The 17075-nt window shown below is 71.6% G+C and carries 16 protein-coding genes; 12 read left to right on the forward strand and 4 right to left on the reverse strand.

Annotation, left to right across the window (positions count from 1 at the left end; genetic code table 11):
- The first annotated feature begins 77 nt into the window (after nucleotides 1-77).
- Nucleotides 78-1658 (forward strand): acyl-CoA mutase large subunit family protein, encoded by a 1581-nt coding sequence (locus tag ACSP97_RS22085; protein WP_440553900.1) that lies wholly within the window; start codon nucleotides 78-80, stop codon nucleotides 1656-1658.
- A 65-nt stretch (nucleotides 1659-1723) separates the two neighbouring features.
- Nucleotides 1724-2374: a leucine efflux protein LeuE gene (leuE, locus tag ACSP97_RS22090; RefSeq protein WP_355145660.1), complete on the forward strand. Its 651-nt coding sequence runs from the start codon at nucleotides 1724-1726 to the stop codon at nucleotides 2372-2374.
- 47 nt (nucleotides 2375-2421) lie between these two features.
- Here the strand turns inward: leuE and ACSP97_RS22095 are convergent, their stop codons facing one another.
- Together ACSP97_RS22095 and ACSP97_RS22100 are read right to left on the reverse strand one after the other, a co-directional pair.
- Nucleotides 2422-3756, reverse strand: coding sequence for a polysialyltransferase family glycosyltransferase (locus ACSP97_RS22095; RefSeq protein ID WP_355145662.1), 1335 nt, complete (start codon nucleotides 3754-3756; stop codon nucleotides 2422-2424).
- A complete protein-coding gene (locus ACSP97_RS22100; RefSeq protein WP_358270825.1) occupies nucleotides 3753-4730 on the reverse strand; it encodes a glycosyltransferase family 2 protein in 978 nt (325 codons plus the stop codon). The genes ACSP97_RS22095 and ACSP97_RS22100 overlap by 4 nt, the downstream gene beginning before the upstream one ends.
- A 198-nt stretch (nucleotides 4731-4928) precedes the next feature.
- Here ACSP97_RS22100 and ACSP97_RS22105 point away from each other — a divergent pair, with 198 nt between their 5' ends.
- The 8 genes from ACSP97_RS22105 to ACSP97_RS22140 all read left to right on the forward strand — a co-directional run bounded on the left by ACSP97_RS22105 (nucleotide 4929) and on the right by ACSP97_RS22140 (nucleotide 13221).
- Entirely contained in the window at nucleotides 4929-6242 is a 1314-nt protein-coding gene (locus ACSP97_RS22105; protein WP_355324187.1) for a DUF6716 putative glycosyltransferase, read from the forward strand.
- Nucleotides 6243-6265: 23 nt separating this feature from the next.
- Complete coding sequence (locus tag ACSP97_RS22110) at nucleotides 6266-7528, forward strand: N-acylneuraminate cytidylyltransferase (protein ID WP_355324184.1); 1263 nt, start codon at nucleotides 6266-6268, stop codon at nucleotides 7526-7528.
- A 12-nt stretch (nucleotides 7529-7540) separates the two neighbouring features.
- Nucleotides 7541-8479, forward strand: a complete 939-nt coding sequence (locus ACSP97_RS22115; RefSeq protein ID WP_355145669.1) for an N-acetylneuraminate synthase family protein — start codon at nucleotides 7541-7543, stop codon at nucleotides 8477-8479.
- A 32-nt stretch (nucleotides 8480-8511) separates the two neighbouring features.
- Nucleotides 8512-9774: a hypothetical protein gene (locus tag ACSP97_RS22120; protein WP_440553904.1), complete on the forward strand. Its 1263-nt coding sequence runs from the start codon at nucleotides 8512-8514 to the stop codon at nucleotides 9772-9774.
- Nucleotides 9775-9893: 119 nt separating this feature from the next.
- The gene (locus ACSP97_RS22125; protein WP_355145672.1) at nucleotides 9894-10346 is read left to right on the forward strand and encodes a hypothetical protein; all 453 of its coding nucleotides are present in this window, start codon (nucleotides 9894-9896) and stop codon (nucleotides 10344-10346) included.
- 7 nt (nucleotides 10347-10353) lie between these two features.
- The gene (locus ACSP97_RS22130) at nucleotides 10354-12201 is read left to right on the forward strand and encodes an alpha/beta hydrolase (RefSeq protein ID WP_440553906.1); all 1848 of its coding nucleotides are present in this window, start codon (nucleotides 10354-10356) and stop codon (nucleotides 12199-12201) included.
- A gap of 61 nt (nucleotides 12202-12262) precedes the next feature.
- Nucleotides 12263-12712: a hypothetical protein gene (locus tag ACSP97_RS22135; RefSeq protein ID WP_355532082.1), complete on the forward strand. Its 450-nt coding sequence runs from the start codon at nucleotides 12263-12265 to the stop codon at nucleotides 12710-12712.
- The gene (locus ACSP97_RS22140; RefSeq protein ID WP_355532084.1) at nucleotides 12709-13221 is read left to right on the forward strand and encodes a hypothetical protein; all 513 of its coding nucleotides are present in this window, start codon (nucleotides 12709-12711) and stop codon (nucleotides 13219-13221) included. Before ACSP97_RS22135 ends, ACSP97_RS22140 begins: the two co-directional genes overlap by 4 nt.
- 3 nt (nucleotides 13222-13224) lie before the next feature.
- Here ACSP97_RS22140 and ACSP97_RS22145 read toward each other — a convergent pair whose 3' ends face one another.
- A complete protein-coding gene (locus tag ACSP97_RS22145) occupies nucleotides 13225-14130 on the reverse strand; it encodes an alpha/beta hydrolase (protein WP_440553909.1) in 906 nt (301 codons plus the stop codon).
- A gap of 44 nt (nucleotides 14131-14174) precedes the next feature.
- Here ACSP97_RS22145 and ACSP97_RS22150 point away from each other — a divergent pair, with 44 nt between their 5' ends.
- The gene (locus ACSP97_RS22150) at nucleotides 14175-14654 is read left to right on the forward strand and encodes a MarR family winged helix-turn-helix transcriptional regulator (protein WP_355532088.1); all 480 of its coding nucleotides are present in this window, start codon (nucleotides 14175-14177) and stop codon (nucleotides 14652-14654) included.
- Nucleotides 14655-14673: 19 nt separating this feature from the next.
- On the opposite strand, the gene ACSP97_RS22155 is transcribed toward ACSP97_RS22150, so the two are convergent.
- Nucleotides 14674-15330: a class I SAM-dependent methyltransferase gene (locus tag ACSP97_RS22155; protein ID WP_440553911.1), complete on the reverse strand. Its 657-nt coding sequence runs from the start codon at nucleotides 15328-15330 to the stop codon at nucleotides 14674-14676.
- A 235-nt stretch (nucleotides 15331-15565) separates the two neighbouring features.
- Here ACSP97_RS22155 and ACSP97_RS22160 point away from each other — a divergent pair, with 235 nt between their 5' ends.
- Nucleotides 15566-16804 carry an amidohydrolase gene (locus tag ACSP97_RS22160; RefSeq protein ID WP_355145684.1) on the forward strand — a complete coding sequence of 413 codons (1239 nt, stop codon included), beginning with the start codon at nucleotides 15566-15568 and terminating at the stop codon, nucleotides 16802-16804.
- Nucleotides 16805-17075 lie beyond the last annotated feature (271 nt).

Below are 17075 nucleotides of genomic sequence, written 5' to 3' on the forward strand. Positions count from 1 at the left end.
TCCGGGTGCCTCTCCGCGTGACCACCGACGGACCACGGGGCATGGTGGGGAGGTACGGAACGTCAGCGGAGGCGGTCATGGCGCGTGAGTCGGAGTCCGGCCTGCCGATCGAGCCGGTGTACGGGCCGGACGCCCTGACCGGGTGGGACCCCGCGGACCGGCTCGGGGCGCCGGGGTCGTACCCCTTCACCCGCGGGGTCTACCCGACCATGTACACCGGCCGCCCCTGGACGATGCGCCAGTACGCCGGTTTCGGCACGGCCGCGGAGTCCAACGCCCGCTACCGGGAGCTGATCGCCCACGGCACCACCGGGCTGTCCGTCGCCTTCGACCTGCCCACCCAGATGGGCCACGACTCCGACGCGCCCCTCGCCCACGGCGAGGTCGGCAGGGTCGGCGTGGCCATCGACTCGATCGAGGACATGCGGGTCCTGTTCGACGGCATCCCGCTGGACCGGGTGTCCACCTCGATGACGATCAACGCCCCGGCCGCGCTGCTGCTCCTGCTGTACCAGCTGGTGGCGGAGGAGCAGGGGGTGCCGGCCGGCCGGCTGACCGGCACGGTCCAGAACGACGTGCTCAAGGAGTACATCGCCCGCGGCACCTACATCTTCCCGCCCAGGCCCTCGCTGCGGCTGACGGCGGACATCTTCCGGTACTGCGCGGCCGAGATCCCGAGGTGGAACACCATCTCCATCTCCGGCTACCACATGGCCGAGGCGGGCGCGTCCCCCGTGCAGGAGATCGCCTTCACCCTGGCCGACGGCATCGAGTACGTGCGCACCGCGGTCGCGGCCGGGATGGACGTGGACGACTTCGCCCCGCGCCTGTCCTTCTTCTTCGTCGCCCGCACCACGTTCCTGGAGGAGGTCGCCAAGTTCCGTGCCGCGCGCCGGATCTGGGCACGGGTGATGCGGGAGGAGTTCGGGGCGCGCGACCCCAAGTCGCAGATGCTGCGCTTCCACACCCAGACCGCCGGGGTGCAGCTGACCGCGCAGCAGCCGGAGGTGAACCTGGTGCGGGTCGCGGTCCAGGCCCTTGGCGCGGTCCTCGGCGGCACCCAGTCCCTGCACACCAACGCCTTCGACGAGGCGATCGCGCTGCCCACCGCCACCTCCGCGCGGCTCGCCCTGCGCACGCAGCAGGTGCTGGCCCACGAGACGGACGTGACGGCGACGGTCGACCCGTTCGCCGGGTCCTACGCGGTGGAGCGGATGACCGACGACGTGGAGGAGGCGGCCGTCGAGTTGATGCGCACGGTCGAGGAGCTGGGCGGCGCGGAGGCCGCGATCGAACGGGGCTTCCAGAAGGCCGAGATCGAGCGCAACGCCTACCGCATCGCGCGGGAGACCGACTCCGGTGAGCGGGTGGTGGTCGGCGTCAACCGCTTCCGGCTGGACGAGGAGGAGCCCTACGAGCCGCTGCGCGTGGACCCCGCCATCGAGGCCCGCCAGTGCGAACGCCTCGCCCGGCTGCGCGCCGGACGCGACCGGGGCGCGGTCGGCTCGGCCCTCACCCGGCTCGCGAAGGCGGCCGAGGGCGAGGACAACGTCCTGTACCCGATGAGGGAGGCGCTGCGGGCGCGGGCCACGCTGGGCGAGGTGTGCGGGGCACTGCGCGAGGTGTGGGGCAGTCACGTGCCGAGCGACGCGTTCTGAGCCACGGCCGGTGAGGGGCCACCGCCCGGGTCCCGTTGTCGTACCCCCGTGCGACACTCCTTGCCATGTTCGGTGTCGTCCATCTCCCCACGTACCTCGCGGGCGTGGCCCTGATCGTGCTGCTGCCCGGGCCCAACTCCCTCTATGTGCTGTCCGTCGCCGCCCGCCGCGGAGTGCGCGCCGGATACACCGCGGCCGCCGGGGTGTTCTGCGGGGACACGGTGCTCATGACCCTGTCCGCCGCCGGAGTCGCCTCGCTGCTCCAGGCCAACGCCGTGCTCTTCGGGATCGTGAAGTACGCGGGCGCCGGATACCTGACCTGGCTGGCGATCGGCATGATGCGGGCGGCCCGGCAGATGTGGCGCACCCGGCGCGAGCGGCAGAGGGAGGAGACGGCGGCGGAGCCGGCCGCCGCCGAGGAACGCCCCTATCGCCGCGCCCTCGTGGTGAGCCTCTTCAACCCGAAGGCCATTTTGTTCTTCGTCGCCTTCTTCGTGCAGTTCGTGGACCCGGGCTATGCCTACCCGGCCCTCTCCTTCGTCGTGCTGGGCGCCTTCGCCCAGGTGGCCAGCGTGCTCTACCTGAGCGCCCTCATATTCGGCGGCACCCGCCTCGCCGCCGCCTTCCGCCGCCGCAAGCGCCTGTCGGCGACGGCGACGTCGGCGGCCGGCGTCCTCTTCCTCGGCTTCGCGGTGAAGCTGTCGCTGGCGTCGTAGCGCCGCGGGGCCGGGCGGGCCCGGGTGCGGGACGGGTCCGCCCGGGCTCAGCTCCGTACCGTCCTGCGCAGGCTGCGTGCCTTCTTCGCGACCCGGCGCACGGTCCCGTTGCGCGGGATGAACGCCAGCTGGGACGGGATCCCACCGGGCAGGGCGAGCGAGGTGAGCCGGCGGCGCTTGAAGTAACGGGACGTCTCGGGACCGAAGTTGGCCGCGAGCCAGGTCTCCGTCTCCGCGCGCAGCCCCGGCAGGATCTTCGACTGCATCGCGAAGCCCACCGCGCGCACCAGCGCGCCCAGCCGCTCCACGTCCATGCCCTGGCGCCGCTCGGTGACCGCGGCCGCATCGGTCAGCTCCGGCAGCAGGGCGTCCACGATGGTGACCGGGATCCGGTTGCTGTTCTCGTACGGCGTCAGCCGCTCCAGCAGCAGCTCGGTGCCCACCCGGGCGACCGGCAGGCCGTAGAGCGCGGAGGCGGTGAGCAGGGCCGTGGAGAAGCAGCCGACGACCAGCGCGGGACGCATCCGCTGGTACAGCACCTCGGCCAGGACCGGTGTGTCCACGACGGTCAGCTCGACGCCGAGCCGCTCCGCCTCCCGCTCCAGCGAGCGGGTGTAGCGCGCCGGGGCGGTCGGGTGCGGCTTGAACACGATCGCGGTGTGGCCCAGGGCGGCCGCGCCCTTCAGCATCCGCACGTGCAGGTTCTCCTCCTGCTCGGCGGTGAGGATGTCCAGCGCCGACAGGTACTGCCCGAGCAGCAGCGCGGGCTCCTCGACGTCCGGGGAGCCGGTGGCGGTCTGCGCGAGTTCCGCGAGCACCTTCGTGAAGGCCTGGGTGGGGACCAGCTCGCCGGGCACCTGGAACTCGGTCAGCAGCAGCGGCGCCAGGCCCGGCACCAGATCCAGGTGGAGCACCCGGTCGACGCGCGTGCCGACCAGCGGGTCGATCTTGTTGCGGGTCGGCCCGTAGGACATCAGGCCGTCCGCGTAGACCGTGACCGGGGCGCCGTTGAAGATCTGCGCGAGCGCGAGCGCCGGATTGACCTGGATCGACTCCACGGCCAACTCGACGTTCTCGTCGCCCAGCCGCCACTCGTGCCGCAGGAACCGTTCCCACAGCGGCATGTCGTCCACGCGGGGGGCCCAGCCGCCCGGATGGAACGGGAAGATCGTCTCGTTGTACGAGATCACGTCGTCGAACCGGTCGCGCAGCCGCTCGAACCCCGGCATCTCGTCGGGACCCGGCGTGGTCTCGGGCGTCGCCGCGTTGTTGCAGACCAGCAGGATCCGCCGGTCGGCGGAGTCGAAGCAGCCGGAGTCCAGGGCGGCGGCGAGGGTGGCGATGCCGTAGAGCGTGGACGCCTGGAAGATCTGGGTGCTCACGCGGCGGCTCCCGCGGCGGCGGGACGGCGGCGCAGCCGGCGCAGCTTGGTGGCGCGCTGCACGTCCATGGAGTCCAGCGCCTCGTCCAGCACGTCCTGCGGCATGCGGCGCAGTGCGGCGGCGCTCAGGGATTTCAGTTTCTTCGCCACCGCGGGCTCGAACCTTTCGATGGATCCCAGATGATGGGAAATGATGGCGCAATACGTACGGACCGCCTTCGGCAGCAGCGCGTCCGCATCCCGGTCCGCGGCGGTCTCCGCGATCACCTGATCGAATGCCCGGATGAAATCGAGCTGGCGGACATCGCCGATCTGGGTGAGCGAGGATGCCACCCCGCGCCGGTAGAACACCCCGAGCAGGCTCACCGCGGCGAAGGATTCCGCCTCCCGGTGCAGCTTCCAGATCCACGGCCGGTCCTCGGCCGTGCGCAGCCCGTCGGTGAAGTGCAGCAGGCCCTTGTCGACCAGCCGGCGGTGGTAGACGCCCGCCCAGGCGAACGCGTAGTCCACCGAGGTGGAGCGGTCCGCGGGCAGTATCGCCTCCCGCGGGTTCAGCACCTGGTTGCGCCGCCCGACCGGCACCCGGTGCACCTGGCGGGCCCGCGCGGTGCACTGCACATGGTCGGTGCGCAGGAAATCGACGCCCAACTCCTCCATGGCGGCGACCAGTTGGCCGAAGTAGCCCGGGGCGAGCCAGTCGTCGCCGTCCAGGAACGTCAGATACTCGCCGCGCGCCCGGTCGATGCCGGTGTTGCGCGCGGTCGCCAGACCCCCGTTCTGTTCGTGCCGGACGAGGACCGCCCCGGGCAGCTCGCGCTCCGCACGCGCGAGAATCCCGGGTGTCCCGTCGCGGGAACAGTCGTCGACGAGAATGAATTCGAAGTCCTCACGCGCATTCGCCTTCAGGCTCCTGAGCGTGTCGGGCGCGTATTGCTGCACGTTGTAGAACGGCACGATGACGGAGAGCTTGACCACGTCAGGGACGTTAGGCGGACGCCCGTCATTCGTCTTGACGCCTTGCTTGATACTGGGTGAATGGCATGTGGCGAAGCCGTGAACCGGGCTTTATTGCGGCCTTCCCGCGAGCCGATTCGCCGTCCGGCGATGTGCTGTTAACCGTTTGTTGCTTTCGGGTTGGGCGGAACGGCGGAATGCCTTCCTAGCGTCTTCGGCGTGCCAGCAAGTGCAACGAAGTCCCTGCGGGTCGCCGTCCTCGCGGACTCCGACACCCGCTGGAAGTGGGGCGCGCTCACCGCGCGGCGGCTCACTCCGGCGGATGCCGAGGTCCGGCTCGACGGCTACCTCCTGCGCGGCCGCGCCACCCCGACCGCCCGTCAGCTGAGCGAGGTGGGGGTACGCGCCGACTCCCTCCGCGAGGTCACCGGCGTCGAGTTCCTGCACGCCATGGGCCACGAGCCCTACGACGTGCTGGTGCTGGCGCTGGTCGGCGGCGGCGTCCAGGCGATGCTGCACGGCCTGCGCCACGTCTGGGGCACCGGCCGGCGGCCCGTCGTCGTCACCGGCTACGTCGGCGTCGTCTACGAGAAGCTCACCGACGGCCTGCTGCTGCGGCACGGCGCGGACCTGGTCCTCGCCAACTCCCGCCACGACGCGGACCGGTTCCGGGCCGTGTACGAAGGGGTCGGCGCGGACGCCTCCTCGGTCACCGAGGTTGCGCTGCCCTTCCTCGGCGGGAAGCCGTACACCGGCGGACACGAGCCCTACACCGTGGTGTTCGCGGCCCAGCCGTCCGTCCCGGACAACCGCCGCGACCGCACCTACCTGCTGGACCGGCTCATCGGGCACGCCCGCCGGCACCCCGAGCGGGAGGTGCTGCTCAAGCTGCGCTCCAAGCCCGGCGAACACACCACCCACATCGAGGAGCTGCCCTACCAGAAGCTGGTCCAGGGCAAGGACGTACCCGCCAACTTCCGGCTGGTGTACGGGCACATGGGCGAGGTGCTGGACCGCACCGACCTGCTGGTCACGGTCAGCTCCACCGCCGCCCTGGAGGCCCTGCACCGGCGCGTGCCCACCGTCGTCCTGACCGACCTCGGGGTGCGCGAGGCGCTCGGCAACCACCACTTCACCGGCTCGGGCTGCCTCGCCTCCTGGGACCAGCTCGACGCCGGGCACCGCCCCGTCCCCGACCAGGAGTGGGTGGCCCGGCAGGGGGTCGCCGCCGGCGAAAGCTCGTACGAAGCCTGCTTCTCCGCGGCCCGCGAGCGCATCGCCGGGCTGCTCGACCGCCCCGGCGGACTGCCGCCCCTCACCCCCTACTACACCTCCGAGACCGCGCCCGGCTATCTGCCCGGCATCCTCGCCCGCCACCACCTCGGCCCCGACGGCGCCCCGCTGCCCGGCGCCCCCACCGCCGACAAGGCGCCCGGCCCCGTCCGCCAGATCGTGCGCCGGGCCGCGCGCGGCGCCTACCGGCACGGCGTCCAGCGCGTCGCCCCGGTGATCCGGCGGATGGGGGAGCTGTGACCTCTACCCAAGGAGTAGACCCCATGTCCGACCCGCAAGCGGGCCAGGGCGCCTCGGTGCGCCGGGTGCTCGCGGTGATCCCCGCCCGCGGCGGCTCCAAGGGCGTGCCCGCGAAGAACCTCGCCCCGGTCGGCGGCGTCCCGCTGGTGGCCCGCGCGGTGCGCGAGTGCCGCGCCACCCGGCTGGTCACCGACGTCGTGGTCTCCACCGACGACCAGGCCATCGCCGCCGCCGCCCGCGCGGCCGGCGCCGAGGTGGTGCTCCGCCCGGCCGCCATCGCCGGGGACACCGCCACCTCCGAGGCCGCCGTCCTGCACGCCATGGACGCCCACGAGGCCCTGCACGGCGCGGTCGTCGACACGGTCCTGCTCGTGCAGTGCACCAGCCCCTTCCTCGTCCGCGAGGACATCGACGGGGTGGCCGGCGCGGTGGTCGAGGACGGCGCGGACACCGCGGTGACCGTGGCCCCCTTCCACGGCTTCGTCTGGCGGGACGACGAGACCGGCACCGGCGGCGGGGCCGGGGTCAACCACGACAAGTCGTACCGGCCCCGCCGCCAGGACCGTCCCCAGGACTTCCTGGAGACCGGCGCGGCCTACGCCATGGACGCGGCCGGTTTCCGCAAGCACCTGCACCGCTTTTTCGGCCGTACCGAACTCGTGCGCACCGACCCGGCGCGGGTACTGGAGATCGACGACCCGCACGATCTGGCCCGGGCCCGCGCGCTGGCACCCCTCTTCGACGCGGACCTCCCCCACTCGCGGCACCGCCCGAGCGGGACCCCGGACGGTGCGCTGCCGACCGCCGACGACATCGACGCGGTCGTACTGGACTTCGACGGCACCCAGACCGACGACCGGGTGCTGATCGACTCCGAGGGACGGGAGTTCGTCTCCGTACACCGCGGCGACGGACTCGGCATCGCGGCCCTGCGCAGAAGCGGGCTGCGGATGCTGATCCTGTCCACGGAAGAGAACCCCGTGGTCGCCGCCCGCGCCCGGAAGCTGCGGCTTCCCGTGCTGCACGGCATCGACCGCAAGGACCTCGCCCTCAAGCAGTGGTGCGAGGAGCAGGGCATCGCGCCGGAGCGCGTGCTCTACGTCGGCAACGACGTCAACGACCTCCCGTGCTTCGCCCTCGTCGGCTGGCCCGTGGCGGTCGCGAGCGCCCACGACGTCGTACGCGGCGCCGCACGCGCGGTCACCACCGTCCCCGGCGGTGACGGCGCGATCCGAGAGATCGCCAGCTGGATCCTCGGCCCCTCTCTCGATTCCCTCCCCAAGTAAGGACATCCCCTGATGAGCACCAACTCCCGTCTGCGTACGTTCGGTTCGCGCGAGGTCGGCCCCGGCCGTCCCGTCTACATCTGCGGCGAGATCGGCATCAACCACAACGGTGAGCTGGAGAACGCGTTCAAGCTGATCGACGTGGCCGCCGAGGCCGGCTGCGACGCCGTCAAGTTCCAGAAGCGCACCCCGGAGATCTGCACCCCGCGCGACCAGTGGGACATCGAGCGCGACACCCCCTGGGGCCGGATGACCTACATCGACTACCGCCACCGCGTGGAGTTCGGCGAGGACGAGTACCGCCGGATCGACGCGTACTGCAAGGAGAAGGGCATCGACTGGTTCGCCTCCCCGTGGGACACCGAGGCCGTCGCCTTCCTGGAGAAGTTCGACCTGCCGGCCCACAAGGTGGCGAGCGCGTCCCTCACCGACGACGAGCTGCTGCGCGCCCTGCGCGCCACGGGCCGCACGGTCATCCTCTCCACCGGCATGTCCACCCCGAAGCAGATCCGCCACGCGGTGGAGGTCCTCGGCTCGGACAACATCCTGATGTGCCACGCCACCTCGACCTACCCGGCGAAGGCCGAGGAGCTGAACCTCCGCGTGATCAACACGCTGGAGAAGGAGTTCCCGAACGTCCCGATCGGCTACTCCGGCCACGAGACCGGCCTGCAGACCACCCTGGCCGCCGTCGCCCTGGGCGCCACCTTCGTCGAGCGCCACATCACCCTGGACCGCGCCATGTGGGGCTCCGACCAGGCCGCCTCCGTCGAGCCGCAGGGCCTGACCCGGCTCGTCCGCGACATCCGCACCATCGAGGCCTCCCTGGGCGACGGCGTCAAGAAGGTCTACGACTCCGAGCTGGGCCCGATGAAGAAGCTGCGCCGCGTCACCGGTGTCGTCGCCGAGGCCGAGATCGCGGCGGCCGCCGGCGAGCCGGTCACGGTGTGAATCCCCCCTTACGACGGGACGGTCACCCCCCGATGAGCCCCCGCGCCGGCCACCCCGGCCCCCCTTCCCGCACGCTCGCCTTCGTGGAGAGCCCGGTCCAGCTGCTGAACGTGCTGGAGTGGGCGCGTCCGCACGGCTTGCGCGGCGGGGAACCGGACGAGCGGGCCGGGGCGGGGACCGGCGCCGGGCCCGGACCGGCTTCGGCGGCGGACGCCGCCGCGGTGCCGGACCCGCACCGGCCGTCGGCCCCGGACCGCCCGCCCGTCGCGGAACCGCTGCCCTCCGTGCCCGCGCAGGTGCGGCGGACCGCGGCCGGCGGCCCGACGCCGGCCGACGCCGGCCTCACGGTCGTCGTGCTGTCCCCGACCGACCCCATGACCCGCGGCCAGCTGCGCCGCATGGCGGACCTGGCCCGCGACGAGGGGCACCGGGTGCGCTGGGAGGAGGCGCGCGGCGGAGCCACCGCGCCCTTCGCCACCATCGGGGGCCTCGCGGGACTGCTCCGCCGGGCCGACCGTGTCGTCATGGGCGATCCCTTCTCCCGCTACGTCCAGCTGCTGCTGACCATCACCCGCGCCCGCGACCTGGTCGTGGTGGACGACGGCACCGCGACGATGGAGTTCGTCGCCCAACTCGCCCGCGGCGAACGCCTGGTCCGCTGGCACCGCAAGGGCGGCCGCCCGGGCCCCCGCGACCTGCTGTTCGCCCCGGTGTCCTCCTCGGCCCGCCGCAGGCTGACCCCCGGCGACCGCCGCCGGGTCGAGGTGTTCTCCTCGATGCCGGTGACCGAGGTCCCGGACGGCGTCACGGTCACCGCGAACGACTTCGCCTGGACCCGCGCCCGATTCGGGCCGCCGCGCATCACCAAGGGCGCGGACATGGTGGGCACCTCCCTGGTGGAGACCGGCGTGGTGGACGGCGAGCGCTACCTCGACGCCGTCCGCACCCTGGCCAAGGCCCACGGCGCCACCCGCTACTTCGCCCACCGCCGCGAAAGCACGGAGAAACTGCACCGGCTGGCCACCGAGACCGGCCTGGAGATCGTCCGCCCCGACCTGCCCCTCGAACTCATCGCCCGCCGCGGCCCGATCGGCCGTACGATCCTCAGCTTCCCCTCCACCGTGGTGCACACCCTCCCCCTGGCCCTCGCCGGCACCGGAGTCCGCGTCGCCGTCTGCGACATCGACCCGGCCTGGCTCACCGACCACGCCTCCCCCCGGGCCCAGGGCTTCCTGTCGGGGGTCACGGGAACGGCCCGCGACGTGCACCGACTGACGAGGGTGAGCCCCGCGTAACCCTCTCGCCCCCGCTCGCCCCAGGTAAGAGTTCGACTTGATTTCTTACCTGCCCCACAGGGAGCATGGCGTCGCCGGCGCGGCCTGCCGGCAACGGGGACAACGGGGAGGCTGCAGGCGTGTCCTGGGACGAGTGGGAGCAACTGAAAGCGGACGCCGCGACCCGCGGCGGCACCGGAATGCGGCTGAACCAGCTGGATCCCGGCGGCGCGGGCGGCGGCGCCGACGCCGGCCGTCTGAAGTCGGACAAGAAGGTCTGGACGAAGGCCGGCGAGGACACCAAGGCCCTCCAGGACGACCTCGGCAAGGCGCTCGGGAAGCTGGCGGACGGCCAGTCGGGGCTGGGGGACACGGCCGGTTGCCAGTCCGCCGCCGCGCAGAAGGAGTTGCACGACTCCTGGAAGAAGTACGTCGACGACGTGCACGGCCGCTGCGGCGAACTCGGCGGACTGCTGGAGCGCGCGGGACACGACCTGTCGATGACCGACGGCGACGTGCGGGCCGCCCTGGACGAGCTGAAGACCAGGTACCAGGACACCGAGGCCGTCGGCGGCCAGGCGAAGGGCCGGTGACGGGGCGGTGGACCTGGCGACGCTGAAGGCCCTGAAGCCGTCCGAGTACCAGGAGGCCGCGGACGGCTACCAGGCCACCAGCGACACGGCGAGCGCGGCCAAGGACACCGTCGAGAACGGGATCAGCGCGGCGATACGCAACAAGCTCGAAGGCAAGGCGGCGCAGGCGGCCCTGCGCGAGCTGAAGGAACTGGGCAAGAACCTCCACTACGTGCAGACCGAGTGCGCGCTGGCCGGCACCGCGTTGAACGCGTTCGCCTTCGACATGGCCGCGGCCAAGCGGAAGCTGGAGGCGGCCCTGGCGGACGCCGAGGCGGCGGGCTGCAAGGTCGGCGCGGACGGCTCGGTCACCTTCCCCGCGGGCGGCAAGGAGGTCGACGGCAAGGTGCCCGAGGGCGGCACCGTGCGGCCGGGAACGGGCCCGAAGGACCCGACGGCCTCCGCGCTGGAGCGCCAGGCCGTGAACATGCACCCGAACCCGAACTTCGGCAAGGCCGTGGCGTTCGCCGACCGCATCGGCGACGCCCTGAAGGAAGCCACGGACGCGGACGCCAAGTGGGCCCCGAAACTACGGGCGCTGAAGGCGGACGACGACCTGGTGGTGTCCAACCGGGACTGGTCGGACGTCAAGAGCGATGCCGGCGAGGTCGCGAAGGGCGCCGACGCCTATGCCCGCTCCCTTCCGAAGCCACCGAAGGACGGCGACCCCGCGGAGGTCGCCGAATGGTGGTCCAACCTCCTGGACGAGCAGAAGGCGGCGTACATCTCCCTGCATCCCGACTCCATCGGGGCCATGGACGGGCTTCCGGCGGCCGTGCGAGACGAGGCCAACCGTGTCGTGCTCGCCGAGAGCAGGGCTGAGTACCAGGACAAGCTGGATGCCTGGATGAAGAAGGAACCCGAGCACTACCGCCCCTACATCAGCCCGATCACCGGTCTTGAAGTGAAGGGCGCCGTGGTCGAGACCGAGGAATGGAAGGAGTGGAACAAGAAGAGAAAGGACCTGGAAGGGCGTATCAACGGCATGGACGTGATCCAGGACCGTTTCGACAGGACGGGAACCGACGGACTGCCCGAGGCATACTTGATCGGCTTTTCTCCCGAGGGCAAGGGCCACGACGGCAAGGTCATCATCGCCAACGGGAACCCGGACACCGCCGACCACACCGGCATTTACGTTCCCGGCACGGGCACTCTCCTGCAGGACATCGGCAAGGACATCGGCCGCGGTGAAACCCTGTGGCACGAGAGCAACCGGTTCGCACAGGGCCAGACGGTCTCCACCATCACCTGGTTCGACTACGACGCACCGTTGCAGGCGCAGCCCTTCGAGAAGGGCGGTGGTCTCTTCCCGGAGGCGATGTTCGACAAGTACGCGGAGAAGGGCGGGCCGGGCCTGTCCCACTACCTCGACGGCAACCTCGAAGCCCGGCGGAGCGTGTCCGGGAACACCGACTTGGGCCACATCACTTTGACGGGACACAGCTACGGCACCACCCTGATCGGTGACGCGGCAAAGTCACGTGTATGGCCCGAGGGGGCGCTGCCGGTCGACGATGTCATCGCGGTGGGCAGCCCCGGCATGCAGGCGAAGCACGCCGCGGACCTCGGCATTCCGCAGGGGCACATGTGGGCCGAGAAAGGTGGCGGCAACGACGCGGCGGTAAGGATCGGCGGGAAGTACCTCGCCGGCCTCGGTGACGACTGGACGATTCCGACGGACCCGGAGTTCGGTGCCAACATCATGGAATCGGATGCCGAGGACCACGGCGCCTTCTGGGACGAGGGCTCGACGAGCCTGCGCAATCAAGCGCTCGTTATCGCGGGCCAGTACGACAAGGTGACCCTTGAATAAGACATGTGCGACCGCTGCGAGCGCGGCACTGGCCGCCGTCCTCTTGGGAGGCTGCTCTCAGGTGAGCAACGAGAACGACGAGAAGAAGGCCGACGTCCGCGACGAGCGAGCCGTCAAACAGAGTGTCGAGCGGGCGTCCAGCGAGATCCTCGACATTTTGGCGGTGAAAGGCAAAGTCACCCAGTCGGGGGCCGTGCCCACGCCCTGCACGGCGTACCCCGAGGAGGACGCGGTGCACCGTATGCGGCACCCGTGGAGCGTCTACGACGTGCCGGGTGCCGACCTCGAACAGGCCATGGACCGGGTGCGTGCGCAACTGCCGGCCAAGGGCTGGAAAATCGTCAAGGACGGCCCGGACAAAAGCCGCGCCAAGCTCCCGCAGATCGTGGCCAACTCGGCCGACGGTCACCTCTCCGCCGACCTCCGCCTCTGGCTGGAGCCCGCGGACGCCAAGCGCTCCTCCATGATCGAGGTCACGGTCGTCTCCGACTGCTTCCGAAGCCGGTCGTGAAGACGGGCCTGACGCCCCTCGCACTCGCCGCGTTCGTCGTACTCGCCACCCTCACCGGGTGCGGTACGACGGTCACGAACGAGCCGAGGAGCACGTCGCGGCACGCCGCCGACGCGACCGAGGCGCTGTCCGGCGGCATCGGCGGTCTGATCGGCGTCAAGGGAAAGGCCTCCGACAGCGGCCCCGGTGTTCAGGAGTGCTCCGGCAAGGACCGGGACACGTACTTCCGGATCTTCCACAAGTGGAGCTTCTACCCGGCGTCGGCGAGCGATCTGGACGCCGCGATGCGGCACCTCAAGGACGGGATGCCGGAGCACGGCTGGAAGATCGTCGAGTACGGGCCCGACACCAGCCGGAACAAGAACCTCACCCTGGTGGCGGACAACGACGAGCAGAAGGCCGGCGTCCACATCACCCAGATGAAGAAGAGGAACCCGCCCAAGCTGAGCCTCATGGTCGTCTCCGGCTGCTACCGGGTTCCCGAGGGGCAGAAGGTGGAGCACTTCTAGGGATCAGCGGACGTGCTGCGTGAGGAAGAGCGCGGCCCGGTCCAGCGCCTGGTCGGCCTCGTCCAGCGAGCCGGAGTAGGCCTGGAAGACGTGCGGCACGTCCGCGGTGACGTCGAGTACGACGTCCACGCCCGCCGCCCGCGCGCGCTCGGCCATCCGGGTGGAGTCGTCCAGCAGGAGTTCGTCCGTGCCCACCTGGAGCAGCATCGGCGGAAGGCCCGCCGGGTCGGCGTGCACGGCCGGGCTGAGCAGGGGATGGCGCGGATCCTGCCCCGCGAGGTAGAGCGCTCCGCTGCGCTCCAGGCCATCGCGGGTGAAGAAGGGGTCGTCCCCGGCCTTGGAGTCCACGCTCTCACCGGTCCGCGTGGCGTCGAGGCCCGGCGAGAACGCCACGATCGCCGCGGGCAGCGGCAGCCCCGCGTCCCGCGCGGCGAGGCACGTGGTCACGGTCAGGCCGCCCCCGGCCGAGTCCCCGGCGAACACGATCCGGCCCGGATCCTCGCCGGCGTCCAGCAGCGCCCGGTAGGCGGCCAGGCAGTCCTCGACCGCGGCCGGGAAGGGGTGCTCGGGGGCGAGGCGGTAGTCGAGGGACAGCGCCCTGATCTTGGTCCTGACCACGAGGTTCGCGGTCAGGCAGAGGGCGGTCTCGGGCGAGCCGAGAAGGAAGGAGCCGCCGTGGAAGTACAGGATCGTCCCGGGACGCGGCGCGGGGTCCGGGCCGGCGGGCTCGACCAGGAGGGCCGGGCGGGGGCCCAGCTCGGTGGTCTTCGTGCGGATTCCGTCCGGGATGCGCATCTGCGCCATCAGCGCCCGGAAACCGGCCCGGAGTGCCTCGATCGACCGGGGGCCCTCGGGCTGCGGCGCGCGGCGCAGTTCCGCGCGCAGTGCCGCTCGTTGTTCCTTGCTCATGCCTGCATCTCCGATCTCCGATAGCTGCCGCTACACTATATGCCGTGGAATATAAATCAAGTGGTGACGGCTCCCCGGCCCTCGTGGGGTTCTTCGACGACCTCGTGCGCTGCGAGACGCGCCTGTACAACGCCCTCAACGACCGCCTCCGCGAGCGGCACGGCATCGTCACGTCCCAGTACGAGTTCCTGCGCCGGCTCCGCGACCACCCCGGCGCCCGGGTCGCCGACCTCGCCACCGAGTTCGCGATCGGCATCGGCGCGACGAGCAAGGGCATCGACCGGCTGGAGAAGCGGGGGTGGGTCGTGCGGCGCCCCAACCCCGCCGACCGCCGGTCGTCGCTGCTGGAGCTGACGGAGGCGGGGGCGGAACTGGCCGAGGCGGCGGCCCGGACCTTCGGCGAGTGCCTGGCCGAGCTGATGGGCGGCACGTTCGAGGGCGAGCGGCTGGCCGTCGCGGCCCGGGCGATGGGGGAGCTGCGGGCCGCGCTGGAGCGGGGGCAGGTGGGGGTGCCCACCGGCTGAGGGCGCCGGGCTCCCGCCCCTACGCCTTTCTGGCCAGCACGAACGCCCGGGGCCGGGTCTCCTCCTCGGACGGCTCCCGGCGCACCGTCGCCACCAGGGCGAGACCCGCCTCGGCCAGCAGGGACGTGATCTGTTCGGGGGTACGCCAGTAGCAGTCCAGGGTGATTTTGTGGGTGAAGCGTTCCGCGAGGCGGAGACGGGGGAGCGGTTCGCCGGGTTTCGGGGTCTGGAAGGCGAGGAGCGCCGGGGCGCCCGGGGCGAGCACGCGGTGGAACCCGGCGAAGACCCCCGGCAGGTGGCTGTCCGGCACATGGATCGTGGAGTAGAGGGCGAGGAGGCCGCCCAGGGACCCGTCCGGGACGTCCAGCGAGGTCATCGAACCGGTGCGGAAGCGGAGCCCCGGATGGGCCTGGCGGGCCAGCGTCACCATCGCGGGCGAGAGGTCGACGCCGAACGCCGGGACCCCCTGCCCGTGGAGCAGCGCGGTGACATGGCCCGGCCCGCTGCCCAGGTCGGCCACCGGGGCCGTGCCCCGCGCCAGCTCGGCGAACGCCATGACGACGCTCCGGTCCAGGGGATGCACCAGGCCGGAGGGGTAGCGGGCCGCGTAGTCCCCGGCGATCGTGTCGTAGGAGGTACGGGTCGTCTGCAGGAAGTCCTCGGTCGCCTCGGTCACGGCTGCGGACTCTAGTGGGCGCGGGCCGACCGGAGGTCCGGTTCGTGGACATGGCGAGCGTGATCCCGGCGAGCCGTGGTATCCGTGGAAGGAGGAAAACAGAGGGTTTTACCCAGCAGAGTCCGCACCCATGCGTCCGGCGGTCAGATTTTCTTCCCCTATCGGGCTGAACTTTTGTTGATCCAGGGGTAGTTGACCGGCGGGGCGTCCTACCCTTCAGAGGGTGAAGCAATTGATGTCCCTAGAGTCCGAGGCCGGCCTTTCGGGGGATGTGCTCCCCGGCGCGCTGAGCGAGTCCCTGCACGCCGAACTCGTCGCCTTCCGCCGCGACTTGCACATGCACCCGGAACTCGGCAACCAGGAGTTCCGCACCACCGCCGCGATCAAAGAGCGCTTGGAGAAGGCCGGGCTGCGCCCCCGCGTCCTCGCCACCGGAACCGGACTCGTGTGCGACATCGGGTTGAAGGAGGGCGAGCGCCCCGCCGTACCGCTGCTCGCGCTGCGCGCCGACATCGACGCGCTGCCGATCCCGGACACGAAGAGTGACTGCCCGTACCGCTCCACCGTCCCCGACCGGGCGCACGCGTGCGGGCACGACGTGCACACGACCGTGGTGCTGGGCACCGGTCTCGTCCTCGCCGACCTGCACGCCAAGGGCCTGCTCGGCCGGCCCGTACGGCTGATCTTCCAGCCCGCCGAGGAGGTGCTGCCCGGCGGCGCCCTGGCGGCCATCGAGGACGGCGCGCTCAACGGGGTCGGGCGGATCCTCGCCGTGCACTGCGACCCGCGCGTCGACGCCGGCCGGATCGGGCTGCGGCACGGTCCGATCACCAGCGCCTGTGACCGGCTGGAGATCGCCCTGGACGGCCCCGGCGGACACACCGCGCGCCCCCACCTGACCACCGACCTGGTCACCGCCGCCGCCCGGGTCGCGGTGGACGTGCCCGCGCTGATCGCCCGCCGTGTGGACACCCGCGTCGGACTCGCCCTCACCTGGGGCCGGATCGAGTCGGGGCACGCGCCGAACGTCGTACCGCAGCACGCCGAGCTGTCCGGCACCGTCCGCTGCCTGGACCTGGAGGCGTGGCGGCAGGCCCCCGACATCGTGCACGCGGCCATCGACGAGGTCGCCACCATGCACCGGGCCAAGTCCGAGATCAACTACGTGCGCGGGGTGCCGCCCGTCGTCAACGACCGCGACGCCGCCGATCTGCTGCGCCGGGCGATGGCCGCGCGCCGGGGCCGGGACTCCGTCGAGAGCACCGAGCAGAGCCTGGGCGGCGAGGACTTCTCCTGGTACCTGGAGCACGTGCCCGGCGCCATGGCCCGGCTCGGGGTGCGCCGCCCCGGCGAGCGCACCGTGCGCGATCTGCACCAGGGCGACTTCGACGCCGACGAGCACGCCATCACGGTCGGCGTGGAGATGTTCACCGCGGCCGCTTTCCTGGACGACAGCGACGGCCGGCAGGCCTGAGGCGGGCGGCCCCTTCGGGGGCCGCACCCCGGCCGCCGAAGGGGCCCCGCGCTCCGGCGCAACACATCCGCAAGCCAATCGTGTGCTGTGCGCAACACCCCCGCGATACAGCTCGGACTTCGAGTTCAGATGCTGTTTGCCTCGAATCGATAACGGCTTCGAGAGAGGGTTTTTTGCGACATCTACGCGCGTTACGATGCCGCGAAGCCGTCGCCGCCGGGGTGTTCGGCTCAAGCGCCGACATGGCGCTCAGGTCAGGTGAAGGAGCCTT

Source organism: Streptomyces sp. SCPE 10 (genome assembly GCF_051980735.1).
GTDB classification, from domain to species: Bacteria; Actinomycetota; Actinomycetes; order Streptomycetales; family Streptomycetaceae; genus Streptomyces; species Streptomyces misionensis.

Excerpts from the sequence above, each read along its gene's own strand:
- ACSP97_RS22160 (WP_355145684.1), top strand. The coding sequence starts at position 15,566 with ATGTCCCTAGAGTCCGAGGCCGGCCTTTCGGGGGATGTGCTCCCCGGC.
- ACSP97_RS22085 (WP_440553900.1), top strand. The coding sequence starts at position 78 with ATGGCGCGTGAGTCGGAGTCCGGCCTGCCGATCGAGCCGGTGTACGGG.
- ACSP97_RS22145 (WP_440553909.1), bottom strand. The coding sequence starts at position 14,130 with ATGAGCAAGGAACAACGAGCGGCACTGCGCGCGGAACTGCGCCGCGCG.
- ACSP97_RS22110 (WP_355324184.1), top strand. The coding sequence starts at position 6,266 with ATGTCCGACCCGCAAGCGGGCCAGGGCGCCTCGGTGCGCCGGGTGCTC.
- ACSP97_RS22115 (WP_355145669.1), top strand. The coding sequence starts at position 7,541 with ATGAGCACCAACTCCCGTCTGCGTACGTTCGGTTCGCGCGAGGTCGGC.
- ACSP97_RS22120 (WP_440553904.1), top strand. The coding sequence starts at position 8,512 with ATGAGCCCCCGCGCCGGCCACCCCGGCCCCCCTTCCCGCACGCTCGCC.
- leuE (WP_355145660.1), top strand. The coding sequence starts at position 1,724 with ATGTTCGGTGTCGTCCATCTCCCCACGTACCTCGCGGGCGTGGCCCTG.